Consider the following 14656-nt stretch of genomic DNA (forward strand, 5'->3'; position numbering starts at 1 on the left):
GTCAGGCACATAGGTGATAAAGTATAATATGTTCGGGGCTTAGATATATTGTTTAGATCGTATTGAATGACAACATTAGCTTTCATTAGTACATTTACGAATAATACATCCGGGTATGCGTACAATATTGATGCTAACCATTTCTAATTGTTTTATGACATATGCGTGGTATGGTCATTTAAAAAACGGTGGTTCTGATATGCCATTGTTTAAACTTATTCTTATAAGCTGGGGTATAGCTTTTTTTGAGTACTTATTTATGATACCGGCTAATAACCGTTATGGTCTTCAGGAAGGTTTCGGCCCATTTCAACTCAAGACCATACAAGAGATAATATCCCTGGTCGTATTTGTACTGTTCGCTTTGTTTTTTCTTAAAGAACCTCTCAGGTGGAATTATATAGTTGCCTTTTTGTTTATTCTCGGGGCTGTGTACTTTATGTTTTATCCGTTTGCTACGAAAAATACATAATTGCAGAAAATTGATAACATTTTAACATCGTGGTATGTAAATATTACTTTACTTTGTGTAAAGTTTATTTTACATAAAGTAAAAATTAATTGTCATGATGAACAGATTGTTATTACCACATTGGTTTAGGAAAACAGGATTGGCACTATTGCCTTTTGCTATTGTTTTGATGATACTCGCCTTTTTCTACGAATACGATCTCCCGTTTCTGGCATACAATACATGCCACAGCACAAAAGACTTTTTAGATACGAGCAACCATAACCTTACCGATGAACTGGCAGTTGTGAGTTTATTTGCATGCTTATTCTTCCTGGCCTTTTCTAAGGAAAAACATGAAGATGAATATCTGAATGAAGTGAGGCTTAAGGCGTTGCAGATAAGTGTTTACATAAACTATATTGTATTGGCCGTAGCCACTGTTACGGTATACGGGCTCAGCTATATGTATGTGCTGTATGGCAACCTGTTCACTATCCTGGTTATTTTTATCCTTGTGTATTACTATCGTGTACATATTAAAGGCCGCCTGGCGAGGGAGGAACAAATATGAAGAATACTGTAAAGGTGGAACGTGCCAAAAAGAATGTTACCCAGGCTGAGCTGGCTGAGGCTATAGGAGTGTCCCGCCAAACTATTAATGCAATGGAAGCGGGCAAATACATACCGTCAACATTACTGGCACTCAGGATAGCACGTTATTTCGGAACAAATGTTGAACAAATATTCTCCCTTGAGGAAGGGGAATAGCCTGTATTTGTTTTTTAATTCTTTAAATTCGATGGAATAATTTAATAATCGGTTAAGAGATATTACTTTTGCACGAAACACGCAGTTTTTTGAAGACCCTGCTAGATCATACTCAGCTTAATATTACACTGCAGCGGCTGGCGCACCAGCTGATAGAAAACCATCTTAATTTTGAAAATACTGCTATAATAGGTATTCAGCCCAGGGGAGTATTACTCAGTGACCGCATAGCACAACTCGTGCAACAAATTACCAAACAGAAATATATTGACTATGGTAAACTGGATATTACCTTTTACCGTGATGATATACACCAGGGCAATGATATACATGTACCCAAACGTACTGATATAGAATTCAGTATTGAGGGCAGGGACGTGGTACTGATAGACGATGTGTTGCATACCGGCAGGACCATACGTTCGGCCATGGATGCACTCATAGACTTCGGACGCCCGAGAAGTGTGGAGTTACTTGTGTTGATCGACAGAAGGTTCAGCCGGGAGTTACCTATACAACCGGATTACATCGGTCATTCTATAGATACTATCATTACACAAAAAGTAAAAGTATACTGGTCGGAACAGGACGCAAGGGACGAGGTGGTACTATTTGATAAATAAAGACAAAACAATAGATGTCATTATCTGTAAAACACTTACTGGGAATTAAAGAACTGCAGGCTGCGGATATACACACTATATTCCGTACTGCGGATAATTTCAAGCAGGTTTTACAACGCCCGATAAAGAAAGTGCCTACACTGCGTGACACAACAGTTGCCAATGTGTTCTTTGAGAATTCTACCCGTACTCGTATCTCGTTTGAGCTGGCAGAGAAAAGGTTGAGTGCTGACGTGGTCAACTTTTCTGCGTCCGGCTCTTCCGTGTCAAAAGGTGAGACGCTGATAGATACAGTAAACAATATCCTGGCCATGAAAGTGGATATGGTGGTAATGCGCCACAGCGCGACAGGTGCACCATGGTTTCTTGCCGACCATATCGACGCCAGCATTATCAATGCAGGTGATGGCATTAATGAACATCCTACGCAGGCGTTGCTGGATGCATTCTCTATGCGCGAGAAACTGGGTGACCTGAAGGGTAAGCGAATAGCCATTATAGGAGACATTATGCACTCAAGGGTGGCATTGAGTAATATATTTTGCCTGAAGAAACTTGGCGCAGAGGTGATGGTAGCAGGCCCGCCGACGCTGATACCCAAACACATACAGGACCTTGGTGTAAAAGTAGAATACAATGTAAAAAAAGCACTGCAATGGTGCGAGGTAGCCAATGTATTGCGGATACAATTGGAAAGGCAGAACAAACCACTCTTTTCTACATTGAGAGAGTATGCGCTTTTCTACGGTATCAACAGGCAGATGCTGGATAGCCTGGACAAAGAAATAACAATTATGCACCCGGGACCTATAAACAGGGGAGTAGAATTAAATTCTGATGTAGCTGATGGCAACCAATCTATTATTCTTGACCAGGTAGAAAATGGTGTGGCTATCAGGATGGCCGTTATTTATCTCTTGTCCGGAAAACGGGATTTAGTAGAGTAAAGTCGAATTTTAGTGGAAAATGCCTGTGGTATAGTTTATACCTCGACAGGCCAATAGGTTCTTCTCTGAAGCCAATACTATTTATAATTGGAATGATGTCGTTATTACAAAGCTCTTTGTCTATCAGTACATATTTCTGCGCATAAAATATGCGGTTCACTTCCATTTGGTTATAACGTTCCAGGTAAGCCAGGAAAGCATAATCTTTTTCGGCTTCTGCACATATACCCAGTACTTCTCCTTTCGGAAATTTTTCTGCCAGGTAATGCATATTAGATATCATTTCATGATCGCGCCCCACCTGGCCCACCTTACTACCCAGGTATATACATAATCCAAGCGATACAATTATGGCAGAGAGCCTGAATATCCTGAGCCCTTTTTGCCCGGCTTTGAACCTGTTCGTTATTACTAAAAAATAGGGGTAGGCTATTGCAGCCACTGCTAATACATAATAGGGAAGTGATGGCACTAGGTAGAATGTGCGTTGTTTCACACTCATCATAATAGGGGTAGATGCTGCCAGTCCTATAAGTAAAAAGAAGAGAGCATGTTTACCTGATGTCTTTTGCGGGGTTAACTTCAAAAGCCGTACAATAACTATAAGTATTATTGTAATGGCAATGGGTACCAGCATTTGTATAGCAAGGTCATACAACAATTGCCAGCGCCCCAAACCTCCTGTAGTTATCTCCCTTTGCCCCGACAATGCTGCTATAAGTTGTTGGTTAAGATATCTGTCGAAGCTGGCACGAGGTCCGGGAAACTGGTAAAAGATCACATAAAAAGCTATTAGCATGGCTGTAAGGAATATGGTTAGCATTACGGCTGTAAAAAACTGTTTGCCACTGCCTCGTTGATATACCAGCCAATATAGGCCGGGGACAGCCAGCGGGAAAGCGCCTACCGGGCCTTTGGTCAATGTGGCGCAGAATATCAGTATACCACAGGTTATGATCCCCCACATGTTGTTGTCCTTTAGTGAGCGGTATAACGTCCATACTGCCGCAATATCAAACAGGGCCATGGTGCAGTCAAGAATGTTATTGGTATATCCCCATGTGATAGTTGGTACCAGGCACCAGAGCAGTAAAGGCAAAGCGTAACTATAGCTTACCCCGTTACCTGGTATTGCGCGGTTCCAGAACTGCTTCAGTAATATTGCTGTCAGTAACCATATTACGAATGAATATATTTTTTCAGTCAGGTAATGATCGCCAAATATCTTAAAGAAAATAGCCTGTAAGCCAAAGAACAGGGGTGGGTGTTCAGAGAAGATCCAGGGGTTACGATAGTATAATGCCCAGAAACTGCCTTTGCCTATGGCCAGGTTGCGCGAAATAGCGGCATAGGTTACACCGTCCAGAAAAAGGCCCTCTGGTACCAGCCTGTCCAGCATCAGCATTGAGGTAAGGATGATAATGGTAATACAGGCTATCAGTCTTGTATTGTTGCCGCTTGGGTTACTCACGTTTGTTTCAGCTATTGTTGAAACGATAAAAATATAAAAAGAGCAGTATAATGCTTTGTAATATATGCCTAAGATTTCAGCAATAATCCTTTTTACTTCTGTTCCAAAGCGTATCTTTGTCAATTCGTCTAATGACAGACAGGAATAGTGAGATTGTATAACAAAACAGAAAATTATGTCATCTACCTGGTTTCGACGTATTAAAAAGGGTATCCTGACCAGTACCCAGGAAAAGAAAGAAGCCCCGGACGGACTTTGGCATAAATGTCCTGAGTGTAAACACACAGTGACAACCAAAGAACTCGAAGAGCAACTATATGTTTGCCCTAAATGCGATTATCATAACAGGATAAACGCGAAAGAATATTTTGCAATACTGTTTGACGGACAGGAACACGAACTGCTGTTTGAGAATATTACTCCCACAGACAAGCTGGGTTTTGTAGATATGAAACCCTATACCGACAGGCTGGCCGGGGCACAGAAAACCACGGGCCTGAAAGATGCCATGACGGTAGGTGTAGGTAATGTTGACGGAAAGAGACTGGTAGTAGCCTGCATGAACTTCAATTTTATTGGTGGTTCCATGGGCTCGGTAGTAGGCGAAAAGATCAGCGAATCAATAGACTACTGTATTGCCAACAAGCTACCCCTGATGATCATTTCAAAATCGGGTGGTGCTCGCATGATGGAAAGCGCCTTTTCGCTGATGCAGATGGCCAAAACATCGGCAAAACTGACCCTGCTGGCCAAAGCAAAACTTCCTTATATCTCACTGATGACAGACCCGACTACGGGTGGTGTTACTGCGTCCTACGCTATGCTGGGCGATATCAATATTGCTGAGCCTAAGGCATTGATCGGCTTTGCCGGTCCCAGGGTGATCAAAGAGACCATTAAGAAAGACCTGCCAGAAGGGTTTCAGCGCTCGGAGTTCCTGCAGGAGCATGGCTTCCTGGACTTTATCGTGAACCGCAAAGACCTGGTTAAGCAGTTATCTACTACCATCGACTGGTTCTTAAAAGACAATAAATAAGCTTGGCCCAGCAGCAGGTATATATCAAGAACCGCCCCGTTACTTTTGAGTATGCAATAGAAGATAAACTCACGGCGGGCATCGTGCTGACCGGATCTGAAATAAAGTCGGTACGGGCGGGGAAGGTGAGCTTTAACGATAGTTATTGTTTCTTTCACGAAGGCGAGCTATGGATAAAAAGCCTGCACATTGCTGAATATGTGAATGCTGGCTATGCAGGTCATGCGCCTACACGCGAGCGCAAGCTGCTGCTCACCAAAAAGGAATTACGCAAATGGGCCCAGAAGATAAAAGAAAAGGGACTGACCATTGTGCCGCTGGCCATGTACATCAATGAGAATGGCTATGCTAAAATAGACATAGGGCTGGCCAAGGGTAAAAAAACACATGACAAGCGCGAAAGCATTAAGCAGAGAGATGCCGACAGGGAGATGAAACGATACCTGAAGTAGTATTACTCCAGCCAGCAGTTGATCACATCGGGCGTATTTGGGGGCTGATTATTACCCTCGCACTTTTCCCTGGCCTTTTTACTGCTTGCAGCTTTAATTTCTTTAGAATATTGCTGAAAGACGATACCGCCTTCGCAGGTGCAGGTATAGGGTTTCTTACAGGAAAATAGAGTGGCTGTAAGTAGCAATAATGTTGCGGGCAGCAAGGCTTTTTTCATATATATGTAACGCTTTACGGAGGTGTTTTAGTATTGCCTTTAAAACTGGCAACGTATTTGCAATAATAGTTCAAAACCATGTTATGAAAAAATTGATATACTTACTCGCAGGTGCAATATTAACAGGCGGATGCACCAAGAAGGTAGACTCGAACGACCTGAAGGATGACGTGCCTTATTACCAGGTATACGAAGTGGCATATAATAAAACGGATAACAGTACCAATGCTACTGCCGGCTTCCAGGTAAGGGACAAGTCGGGGGCTAAGGTGCTGCTTTCCGACGGAGCATCCGTCAGGGCTAATAATATGACCGCCAATACCAGCTCGATAGACAAAACCCGCTATACCTGGGCGCTGAACGGCATGCCCGATGTAGATTTTGCACTGGCCAAGAACTCCGGCGATACCATAACAAATGTAGTACTGAGGTCGGATATTGGAGATGTGGAGATTGTAGGTGGCTTGCCATCTTCTGTGTCAAAAAGCAATGGGTTTGATTTCAGTTGGGCAGGTGCTGCCCTCGCAGGTCAGGAGTCGATGACCGTATCTGTTGTGAGCGGAATAGCTACCGATATTGTGACCAGATCGGTAACAAATAATACTGTGACCATAACGGCAGACGACCTTAAGAATTGCCCTACCGGAAACATAAGTGTAGTGCTAACCAGGACCAAAGATATGCCGGTGAAAAAGGAAGACGGTGGTGCAGGAGGCAGCATACAGGTAAGGCTGACGATAAGTGCCAAAACAGTTTTAAACTAGCAGATTGTAACGCCTGTTATTGTAAGACAGTAAAAAGCCCCGTGGTATTTTTACCACGGGGCTTTGTCATTCATCAGTAAATATCAGTTATTCATACTTCACCCATTGCAGGTGTTGTTGCGCTCCTTTATCGTTGGTTATGTTGATGTGATACATACCTGCGGGAAGATCTGCCACCTGCAATGTTGTTACCGGCTGTTTTGTGTGCAGACTTTGTATCATTTTGCCGGCATTGTCATACAGGCCAATGGAGTACACACCACCAACAGGCAGGGATACGTGCAGTTGTTTTGTGCCGGGGTTAGGGTATAGCACACCATCTATCTTCCCTGCTACATCATTTACACCGGTATTGCCATATACAAACGCTATAATATGCGGGCTGGGTGGCAGGTCTATGGCTGCCAGTTCGCTGTTGTCACTTTCTTTGTACACGGTTACCGAATCATCAAAGTGATTCACGCACCACATCTCGGCACGGGTAGGGTGTGTATACATTTCAAAAGGTTCGCGCGGACTGTTGATAGAGTCCATTAGTGTCATGTCAGAGGTTTTTATTACGTATATCTTAAAGTCGTTGGTGTTGGATACATACATTTTGCTGCTGTCTGATGATACCGCAACACCGCTGTTATTACCACCTGGAATATCTACGGAGTCGGTAATGGTTTTGTTCGCAGCATCTATTTTATATACTCTGTGCGTAATAGTGGCAGCTTTATAAGCTATGCTGCCGCCTTTGGTAAAACGTATGGGGCTGTTGTCATACTGGTCAACTCCTGCTTTGAAAGAGCTTACCGTCATACTGCCGGTAAGGTTGCTCACTATATATACCTGCGTACTGTCAGACAACCAGGCCTCATCGGCACCCGGGCAAAGCTCCAGCCTGTATGGATGGGTAGATACCATGACAGAGTCAATAATCGCTTTGGTAGATATCCTGATACGCAGGAGGTAGGCACCACTGATGGCGTAAAGGGTATCGCCGCGCACTTCCATATCCTGCACATAATGCTTTATAGAGTCGGTGATGGTCTCATTAGCCATGTCGATAAAGTACAATGTACTGTCCCATACATTTGATGCAAAGCCCATAGTGCTGCTTGCCGCAACAAATGAGTTGTTCATGGTACCGATAGTGCCCGTACGTATATAGTTGGTGCCATTCACCACGCCCACGCCGGGGAAACCATTGCTGATGACTTTTTGCCCATGTACGTTCGCTATGCACAATATAGCAGCCATAAATGCAAGGTAGATATTTTTCATAGTATCAATGTTTGATCTACCCAAAGTTACTTTCCGAAAGCAGGGTGGTGCATACGTACCATTGCGTATTTTGTCATAGCCACCAGTACGGAGTAGTGTCCCGTTTTTTTACTGTCCCACTTTCGGGACGCGGGACATTTTTCTTTTGTATGGTAGAGCGTGTTATATCTTATTCGTCAAAACTCAGGTTGACAGGCTCTTCTTTCTTTACTTTTATGTCAGTAGATGGGGTAGTTGCATCAACTATTTCAAAGGTTATTTTGTCAAACCATATTTGTCCGGTTCCTGATAGTAAGGCACCATATGCTATGTCAGCAGCGTTTTCGTCCACGTCCAGTACAATATCATATTTTGTCCATTCCGTATTCCCCTTTACGGGACGCTTGCTCATATTGTCAAATGCTGAACTTCCCTGTCCATTTTTTTTATCTACTCTCAACCAAAACCCCGCCCATCCATCTACATGCTCCGACTTCATATAGCCGGTCATGCGCACTCTTTTTCCCTTGAATTTTTCAGGGCTTGAGGTCTGCATCAGTGTGCCGAAACCTTTAATGTGTTTGGCGTTAGATTCAATGGTGGCACAGTTGCTTCCATCTTTTGCACCACCTTTGTCGGTACCCATATCATATTTACCAGGATCGCTCCCGGCCCTGTACCAACCGTCAGGTAACTCATATTTAATGTTTACTTTATCCTTCTCTCCGGCAAATACTGTTGTAGACAAGGTTAATAACACCAGTACCAGGTTATATTTCAGTAGTAGTTTCATAGTAGTGTGTTTTGTTATGTGTGAAGTTAGGACATGTTGATAGTTGTGACATTATAGCTATATTAAAATATAATAAAACATCACTTGGGCGATTAGCCTTTGTTATAAACTATAACATGTGCAACATCAGTTACAAAAACTTAGCATGGTTATTGTTTGATACATTACAACCTATACAAAACTATATGCGCTTACCTGCTTTTTTACCTCTGATGTTATTTATTGCATCCTTCTTTATAATCTCCTGCAGTAAAAAAGAAGGTGTTGAATTCTGCCCTGCATTTGATGCAACGTTCTACAAAAATTGGTTTCCCGGTTACAATAGTGTAGGTCATAGGGTAGTTTTTGTAAACGACTCTGGTGGCGAGTTTTCTATGACAACTTCCTGGGTCAACTATGGAGGGGCTTATACATCTGAATATTCCTTTGATGCATTTGAGAAAAAGCACACTACATGCGAGGTAACAGGCCTGATATATATTACATTGTCCATACCGCCGGATACAACAAAGTATGGAGATGTTATATACCAGACCATGCGTATGGAATTGAGAAATCTTGGAAAATTGAATGGCAATTTCAGTACAGGTAATGATGCGCTGACGTATGACCTTGTAAATGCGCGATACTACATAAAAACAAAGAATAATGACATGTCAGCACTCGATTTTGACAAGTACGATACATATGAAACTCATAACTCGTATACGTTTCATGGCACTACCTATCAAAACGTTTTTATTACCATTACCACCGGGCCGGAATTGCTGAAAAATACCTGGGCTGATAAGGTGTATTTCGCAAAAGGCTACGGTGTTATAGGGTTTCGTACCAACCCTGGTAAAGTAGAGTATTGGTTGAAGTAGTGTCCCGTTTTCTCACTGTCCCACTTTCGGGACACGGTACATTTCGGACAAAACCTCTTGTTGGTACAAGTCATAAACAGAAAATACCTGCAAAAAATAAATAGCCCCTTCGAGGATACGAAATTACACGGCCCAGTGTCCGTTCAGCTTCAGTACTTTTTCCACTACGTCGCGTACGCAACCCATACCGCCGTTTACGGGAGAAACGTATTTGCTGATGTTCTTTATCTCAGGGCAGGCATCGGCGGGGCAGGTGGGGAGCCCGCACATTTGCATCACTTCGTAGTCGGGCATATCATCGCCCATATACAGGGTGTGCTCTAGGGCTATATTGTGTTTGGCGGCCAGCTCCTGCAGTACTGCTTTCTTGTCTTTTACGGCAATGTGCACCTCTTCCAGCCCCAGTTTCTCAAAGCGTTTCTTTATCGCCTCGCTGGTTCCGCCAGATATGATCCAGATATGATACCCCTTTTTTATGGCCAGTTGCAGCGCATAGCCATCTTTTATGTTCACGCTGCGCAGCAGGCTGCCGTCTTCCATAGCCAGTAGCTGGCTGTTGGTCAGCACGCCGTCTACGTCAAACACGAATGTCTTTACCGGGGCAAAAAGTTCTAGTACGTTCATTTAATCCTGGTTGTCGCGCCACTCATATACCCAGCTGCTCTGTATCATCTCCAGGTGGCCTTCGTTACTTTCTTCGCGTTTACCTTCAAAGTTCTCTATTTCCAGCACCCACTCCAGCAAGTCTGTAAAGCGAATGCGGTATATCTTGCTCTCGCCAAACTCATCACCAAAACGTTCGTACAGTTTCAGTGCTATATCCTCGTGGTCACTCCAATTGATCGGTGGTTCGTAATGAGCCATATCTTAAAAAGTCAAAATTTTAAAGTCAAAACCAAATATAGTTGCCAAATCCAACATCAACTATCTAATATTCAATACCTAACTACTACTCCCCGTGCAACAGACTCTGGTCGGGTATCGTCACTTCTATATCTCCATTGCCGTCTTCCAATACACACTGGCAACCCAGGCGCGATTCCAGCCTCGGGTTGCGGGCACGGTCAATAAAATCCTCTTCTTTATCGCTCAACTCCTGCAAATGTTCGTCGCCCTTATTTACATACAGGTGGCAGGTGCTGCAAGCACATACCATCCCGCAATTGTGGTGCAGCTCAATGTCATGCTCCAACGCTACTTCCAAAATACTTATTCCCGGCTCTACATTTTCTATTGTAACAGGCTCTAATCCTTTCTGTTCAAACTTAAATCTTATATTATACATTTTGAATATTATCTGTATTAGGTCGCAAAAGTAAGTCATCAGGGGCTATTCTCCCTTATCGTTCCTATACATCTTATCTATGGAGGTAGTTACAGACTTGTATAGCTCTTGCCAGTCGGGGTTTTGCTGCAATAATGCCAGGTGTTTTTCTATGGTAATATTATCTCCCCGTCTTGCCGGGCCCGTTTGCAGCCTCATAGGCGATGCCTGGCTGATGCGCTCTGCCGTCTGGCTCACTATAGGGTACAGCAGTGAGAAGGGTATGTGTTGCCTGGTACATATCTGCTCACTTACTGCCATCATATGGTTGGTAAAGTTGTTGCACAGTACGGCGCACAGGTGCAGCCACTGGCGTTGCTCCCAGCTTATGGTATATTGTATATCCGTGATGTCTGCTGCCAGCTTTTTCAGCAGCTCTTCTGCATGGTCTGTGCTGCCTTTTATTACTATAGGTATTTGCCTGTGTTTCGGCAGGTTGTCTTTTACAATAGAATAGATGGGCCACATAACACCTGCATGCTTTGCATAAGGTTCCAGTATCATCCTGCTTAGCGATCCCGCTGTATGTATCAGCGTACAGTGCTCAAACTTAAAATTAGCGGCTACATCTACTATAGCATGGTCGGTTATGGCCAGTATGCAATAGTCAGCGTCGTCCTGTATGTTCGTTACATCGGCAAGTGCGGGTGCTTTAAGCACTTCGGCCAGTTGCTGGGCATGTGCCGTATTGCGTCCATACACCCCCAGGCAGCTATGACCCGCTTTGTGCAGCCTTGTTGCCATGAACCATGCCGTATTGCCCGTGCCTACTATATAAAAGGTCATTATTTATGTGCAAGGTAATGATCAGTCATTATTGTATGAACTTTTTCTTTCAGGGCAGGCAGGTCGTCCATGGTCAGTCCCGCTGTAGGTATAGGTTCCAGGAAATGAAAACGTATTCGCAATGGCCTTGCCCATGCCGTTTTATCATGAGGTAATATGCGACCTGTATTGAATATCACACCCGGGATGATAGCTTTCTGTGCTTTGATAGCTGCTATGAATGCCCCGTCGTAAAATCGTTGTATAGGCTCTTTGGTCTTGTTGCGTGTACCTTCCGGATAGAGGCACAGGTGCAGGCCCATATCCAGCATGCGCTGCATGTCAGTAAAGCTCTTTTTTCGACTGTTCTCTTGCTTACGGTCTACCAGTATAGAGCCTGTTTTGTATATCACCCCGAATATAGGTATGCGCGACATCTCTATTTTGGCCAGTGTTTTATTGGGCCCCGGTATCCACGGCGATGATACCGGAATGTCTACCAGTGAGTTGTGGTTGGTCACCACTACATAATTCTCTCCCTTTTTAAAGTGCTCTTTGCCTTTTCGTGATACCGGGCAGCCCACCAATGGCATGAACACGCCCATCCACAACCTGAATACCGGGTGCAGCGCTTTGGCCCTTTGTGGTTCAGGCAATAAGGATATCAGCCATATAGGGATGAATACTATGAGCATGGTGATGACGAACAGCAACAACCCGAGTACAAAATATATATGGCCTGCGATCTTGGCTAAGAATTTCATTGTTGTTGATTATAAACTCCAGTCGATAGGTGTTTGTCCGTTTTGTTGCAGCCATGCGTTTGCTTTGCTGAAGTGCCTGCATCCAAAAAAACCGTTATGTGCAGATAGCGGTGAGGGATGTACTGCCGTCAGTACCAGGTGTTTGTTCTTGTCTATCATATCCTGCTTGCTTTTGGCAAATCCTCCCCAGAGCAAAAATACAAGTTTCTCTTTCTTGTCAGACAATGTTTTGATAACGCTGTTTGTAAAATCGTGCCAGCCTGTCTTGCTGTGCGACATGGGCTTGTTTTGCTCTACGGTCAGTGAGGCATTAAGTAGTAGCACCCCCTGTTGTGTCCATTTCTCCAGGTTGCCATGGCCCGGTCGGGGTATACCAAGGTCGGCCTCTATTTCTTTGAACATATTGACAAGTGAGGGAGGAGCAGCAACGCCCATTGGTACCGAAAAACTCAGTCCATGCGCCTGCCCGGGATTGTGATAAGGGTCTTGTCCCAATATCACCACTTTTACTTTGTCAAACGGGGTAGAATTGAATGCATTGAAAATATAAGGCCCCGGAGGGTATATGATCTTACCTGCCTGTTTTTCTGCTTTCAGAAATGCAGCTATCTGTCCAAAGTAGGGCTTGTCGAATTCGGGTTGTAACACCTCTTTCCAACTTTGCTCTATCTGTACATCCATTCTGTTCATTTAATTTATTGGGTATTACCGCCATTGGCTTTCTGCATAACGGTAAAGCTGCCGCATACTTCCCTGTTTCCTTTTACCTTCTGCGAAACGATAAGCAGGTACAGGTCTGTTTTTTGCGGTATGAATGAGTAGATCATAAAGTTGTTACTGCCTTTATTCTCCACCACTTTATCTACCAGCTTGGTATCAGCCCCGTCAAACAATTCAAAGTATAGTTTCGATGCATCTTTATTGCCCACAAAAACAAATTGGTACAGCGTACCTTGTGTCAGTTGCACCGCTATGGGGTAGGGGTCTTTAGACGACATGGTCAGCATGGCATCTTTATATATCTCCATACCCTGGGCTTTGAAATCGTGTTTTATCTGCTCGCCCTGTACACGGATACCCTGGTCCATACAACCGACCTTTGCCATTTGTGCATAGCCTGTCTGAGCAGCTGCAACGGTAAGTAACAGTGATGCAATGATATGAAGCTTAATACGCATGGGTAGTAATATTATTCCTGCTAAGATAACTATTCTCCGGTGTAATAACCACACACTGTGAGGATAACGGATAGTTATATCTCCGTTTATAATATTTCATTTACATGTTTTCTGATGTTAGTAGCCAGCTTACCCATAGGCAGGTCATTATCGTCGTGCCCGAAAGGGTCTTCTATCTCCTCTGCTATCAGTTCAAGACTGGCCATAACATAGAACACCACGGCCACAACGGGTACTACCAGGTATTGCAGGCTGTACACATAGCCCAGGGGCAGTGTCATGATGTAGATAAATATGAACTTCTTGATAAACGCTGTGTACGAGTAAGGTATAGGGGTATTCTTAATACGCTCACATTTGCCGCAAATGTCGGTGAAAGCATTTAAATTATCGTTGACAAACAGCAGTTGTTCACCTGTCAATTTGCCCTGTTTTTGTAGCAATATCAGCCTGTCGCTCATCATAGAGGCTACCTGGTTGGGGGCGTGCTTGTTGCCGTCTATTTGTTTCAGTTCAGGGTGGTCTATATCATCCAGCGTATAGCGGGTATATTCCGATTGCAGATGGTCTTTCAGCACGGATGCGTAAGTAGGTATGGCATCCCGGAAAAAAGCCCTGTTGTCCTCGTCGTCCCTATCCAGCAGTGAGTTCATTTTCAGGGCCATATTACGACTGGTGTTTACCAATGCGCCCCATATCTTACGGCCTTCCCACCAACGGTCATATGCTGTATTGGTACGGAACACCAGCAAAAGCGACAGCGCAAAGCCCAGCAGGTTGTGCATCTGGTGTATGTTGGCGATGAAGGGGACTTCTGACGGATCAATATAATTCAGCCCGACATAGGCAACTGCCCAGGTATATACCGCCATTAGTACAATGACTAACGACAGGCGCCTCAAAGTATCCGACTTGTGGAACTGGAATAGTATTTCAAACCATTTCCGGGGGTTGTATGTCCGCATGGGCTATGTAATATATTAAA

Annotated in this window: 21 protein-coding genes; 9 read left to right on the forward strand and 12 right to left on the reverse strand. The window is 43.9% G+C overall.

Annotated elements, in window-relative coordinates; translation table 11 throughout:
* Nucleotides 1–115 precede the first annotated feature (115 nt).
* The 5 genes from H6550_08555 (at nucleotide 116) to H6550_08575 (ending at nucleotide 2792) form a co-directional block, all read left to right on the forward strand.
* Nucleotides 116–472 carry a DMT family protein gene (locus H6550_08555; GenBank protein MCB9046178.1) on the forward strand — a complete coding sequence of 119 codons (357 nt, stop codon included), beginning with the start codon at nucleotides 116–118 and terminating at the stop codon, nucleotides 470–472.
* Nucleotides 473–566: 94 nt separating this feature from the next.
* Nucleotides 567–1025, forward strand: coding sequence for a hypothetical protein (locus H6550_08560; GenBank protein ID MCB9046179.1), 459 nt, complete (start codon nucleotides 567–569; stop codon nucleotides 1023–1025).
* Nucleotides 1022–1222 (forward strand): helix-turn-helix transcriptional regulator, encoded by a 201-nt coding sequence (locus H6550_08565; GenBank protein MCB9046180.1) that lies wholly within the window; start codon nucleotides 1022–1024, stop codon nucleotides 1220–1222. The genes H6550_08560 and H6550_08565 overlap by 4 nt, the downstream gene beginning before the upstream one ends.
* Before the next feature lie 89 nt (nucleotides 1223–1311).
* Entirely contained in the window at nucleotides 1312–1845 is a 534-nt protein-coding gene (gene pyrR / locus H6550_08570; protein MCB9046181.1) for a bifunctional pyr operon transcriptional regulator/uracil phosphoribosyltransferase PyrR, read from the forward strand.
* 14 nt (nucleotides 1846–1859) lie between these two features.
* A complete protein-coding gene (locus H6550_08575) occupies nucleotides 1860–2792 on the forward strand; it encodes an aspartate carbamoyltransferase catalytic subunit (GenBank protein MCB9046182.1) in 933 nt (310 codons plus the stop codon).
* Here the strand turns inward: H6550_08575 and H6550_08580 are convergent.
* The gene (locus H6550_08580) at nucleotides 2752–4263 is read right to left on the reverse strand and encodes a glycosyltransferase family 39 protein (protein ID MCB9046183.1); all 1512 of its coding nucleotides are present in this window, start codon (nucleotides 4261–4263) and stop codon (nucleotides 2752–2754) included. The genes H6550_08575 and H6550_08580 overlap by 41 nt on opposite strands.
* A gap of 175 nt (nucleotides 4264–4438) precedes the next feature.
* On the opposite strand from H6550_08580, the gene H6550_08585 reads away from it, so the two are divergent.
* Nucleotides 4439–5299: an acetyl-CoA carboxylase carboxyltransferase subunit beta gene (locus H6550_08585; protein MCB9046184.1), complete on the forward strand. Its 861-nt coding sequence runs from the start codon at nucleotides 4439–4441 to the stop codon at nucleotides 5297–5299.
* A gap of 2 nt (nucleotides 5300–5301) precedes the next feature.
* Complete coding sequence (gene smpB, locus H6550_08590) at nucleotides 5302–5751, forward strand: SsrA-binding protein SmpB (protein MCB9046185.1); 450 nt, start codon at nucleotides 5302–5304, stop codon at nucleotides 5749–5751.
* Between the two features lie 2 nt (nucleotides 5752–5753).
* Here smpB and H6550_08595 read toward each other — a convergent pair whose 3' ends face one another.
* Nucleotides 5754–5969: a hypothetical protein gene (locus H6550_08595; protein ID MCB9046186.1), complete on the reverse strand. Its 216-nt coding sequence runs from the start codon at nucleotides 5967–5969 to the stop codon at nucleotides 5754–5756.
* 83 nt (nucleotides 5970–6052) lie between these two features.
* Between H6550_08595 and H6550_08600 the strand changes: the two genes are divergently transcribed.
* Complete coding sequence (locus H6550_08600) at nucleotides 6053–6733, forward strand: hypothetical protein (protein ID MCB9046187.1); 681 nt, start codon at nucleotides 6053–6055, stop codon at nucleotides 6731–6733.
* A gap of 87 nt (nucleotides 6734–6820) precedes the next feature.
* On the opposite strand, the gene H6550_08605 is transcribed toward H6550_08600, so the two are convergent.
* A complete protein-coding gene (locus tag H6550_08605) occupies nucleotides 6821–8002 on the reverse strand; it encodes a T9SS type A sorting domain-containing protein (GenBank protein MCB9046188.1) in 1182 nt (393 codons plus the stop codon).
* Nucleotides 8003–8171: 169 nt separating this feature from the next.
* On the reverse strand, nucleotides 8172–8774 hold the full coding sequence (locus H6550_08610; protein MCB9046189.1) for a hypothetical protein: 603 nt from the start codon (nucleotides 8772–8774) through the stop codon (nucleotides 8172–8174).
* Nucleotides 8775–8959: 185 nt separating this feature from the next.
* On the opposite strand from H6550_08610, the gene H6550_08615 reads away from it, so the two are divergent.
* Nucleotides 8960–9640, forward strand: a complete 681-nt coding sequence (locus tag H6550_08615; protein MCB9046190.1) for a hypothetical protein — start codon at nucleotides 8960–8962, stop codon at nucleotides 9638–9640.
* Between the two features lie 123 nt (nucleotides 9641–9763).
* Here the strand turns inward: H6550_08615 and H6550_08620 are convergent, their stop codons facing one another.
* The 8 genes from H6550_08620 to H6550_08655 form a co-directional block, all read right to left on the reverse strand.
* Nucleotides 9764–10264, reverse strand: a complete 501-nt coding sequence (locus tag H6550_08620; GenBank protein MCB9046191.1) for an HAD-IIIA family hydrolase — start codon at nucleotides 10262–10264, stop codon at nucleotides 9764–9766.
* Complete coding sequence (gene iscX / locus H6550_08625; GenBank protein MCB9046192.1) at nucleotides 10265–10504, reverse strand: Fe-S cluster assembly protein IscX; 240 nt, start codon at nucleotides 10502–10504, stop codon at nucleotides 10265–10267.
* Nucleotides 10505–10589: 85 nt separating this feature from the next.
* Nucleotides 10590–10925, reverse strand: a complete 336-nt coding sequence (locus tag H6550_08630; protein MCB9046193.1) for a 2Fe-2S iron-sulfur cluster binding domain-containing protein — start codon at nucleotides 10923–10925, stop codon at nucleotides 10590–10592.
* Between the two features lie 45 nt (nucleotides 10926–10970).
* A complete protein-coding gene (locus H6550_08635; protein MCB9046194.1) occupies nucleotides 10971–11750 on the reverse strand; it encodes a DUF2520 domain-containing protein in 780 nt (259 codons plus the stop codon).
* Entirely contained in the window at nucleotides 11750–12493 is a 744-nt protein-coding gene (locus H6550_08640) for a 1-acyl-sn-glycerol-3-phosphate acyltransferase (GenBank protein ID MCB9046195.1), read from the reverse strand. The genes H6550_08635 and H6550_08640 overlap by 1 nt, the downstream gene beginning before the upstream one ends.
* 9 nt (nucleotides 12494–12502) lie before the next feature.
* The gene (gene ung, locus H6550_08645) at nucleotides 12503–13183 is read right to left on the reverse strand and encodes a uracil-DNA glycosylase (protein MCB9046196.1); all 681 of its coding nucleotides are present in this window, start codon (nucleotides 13181–13183) and stop codon (nucleotides 12503–12505) included.
* Nucleotides 13184–13188: 5 nt separating this feature from the next.
* Complete coding sequence (locus tag H6550_08650) at nucleotides 13189–13671, reverse strand: hypothetical protein (GenBank protein ID MCB9046197.1); 483 nt, start codon at nucleotides 13669–13671, stop codon at nucleotides 13189–13191.
* 86 nt (nucleotides 13672–13757) lie between these two features.
* On the reverse strand, nucleotides 13758–14636 hold the full coding sequence (locus H6550_08655) for a hypothetical protein (protein MCB9046198.1): 879 nt from the start codon (nucleotides 14634–14636) through the stop codon (nucleotides 13758–13760).
* Nucleotides 14637–14656 lie beyond the last annotated feature (20 nt).

Source organism: Chitinophagales bacterium (genome assembly GCA_020636495.1).
GTDB lineage: Bacteria > Bacteroidota > Bacteroidia > Chitinophagales > Chitinophagaceae > UBA5543.

Coding starts and splice junctions, on each gene's coding strand:
- H6550_08650 (MCB9046197.1), bottom strand. CDS start 13,671: ATGCGTATTAAGCTTCATATCATTGCATCACTGTTACTTACCGTTGCA.
- iscX (MCB9046192.1), bottom strand. CDS start 10,504: ATGGCTCATTACGAACCACCGATCAATTGGAGTGACCACGAGGATATA.
- H6550_08635 (MCB9046194.1), bottom strand. CDS start 11,750: ATGACCTTTTATATAGTAGGCACGGGCAATACGGCATGGTTCATGGCA.
- H6550_08600 (MCB9046187.1), top strand. CDS start 6,053: ATGAAAAAATTGATATACTTACTCGCAGGTGCAATATTAACAGGCGGA.
- H6550_08585 (MCB9046184.1), top strand. CDS start 4,439: ATGTCATCTACCTGGTTTCGACGTATTAAAAAGGGTATCCTGACCAGT.
- H6550_08595 (MCB9046186.1), bottom strand. CDS start 5,969: ATGAAAAAAGCCTTGCTGCCCGCAACATTATTGCTACTTACAGCCACT.
- ung (MCB9046196.1), bottom strand. CDS start 13,183: ATGAACAGAATGGATGTACAGATAGAGCAAAGTTGGAAAGAGGTGTTA.
- H6550_08655 (MCB9046198.1), bottom strand. CDS start 14,636: ATGCGGACATACAACCCCCGGAAATGGTTTGAAATACTATTCCAGTTC.
- H6550_08565 (MCB9046180.1), top strand. CDS start 1,022: ATGAAGAATACTGTAAAGGTGGAACGTGCCAAAAAGAATGTTACCCAG.
- H6550_08560 (MCB9046179.1), top strand. CDS start 567: ATGATGAACAGATTGTTATTACCACATTGGTTTAGGAAAACAGGATTG.
- H6550_08610 (MCB9046189.1), bottom strand. CDS start 8,774: ATGAAACTACTACTGAAATATAACCTGGTACTGGTGTTATTAACCTTG.
- H6550_08620 (MCB9046191.1), bottom strand. CDS start 10,264: ATGAACGTACTAGAACTTTTTGCCCCGGTAAAGACATTCGTGTTTGAC.
- H6550_08630 (MCB9046193.1), bottom strand. CDS start 10,925: ATGTATAATATAAGATTTAAGTTTGAACAGAAAGGATTAGAGCCTGTT.
- H6550_08615 (MCB9046190.1), top strand. CDS start 8,960: ATGCGCTTACCTGCTTTTTTACCTCTGATGTTATTTATTGCATCCTTC.
- H6550_08555 (MCB9046178.1), top strand. CDS start 116: ATGCGTACAATATTGATGCTAACCATTTCTAATTGTTTTATGACATAT.
- H6550_08605 (MCB9046188.1), bottom strand. CDS start 8,002: ATGAAAAATATCTACCTTGCATTTATGGCTGCTATATTGTGCATAGCG.
- H6550_08640 (MCB9046195.1), bottom strand. CDS start 12,493: ATGAAATTCTTAGCCAAGATCGCAGGCCATATATATTTTGTACTCGGG.
- H6550_08575 (MCB9046182.1), top strand. CDS start 1,860: ATGTCATTATCTGTAAAACACTTACTGGGAATTAAAGAACTGCAGGCT.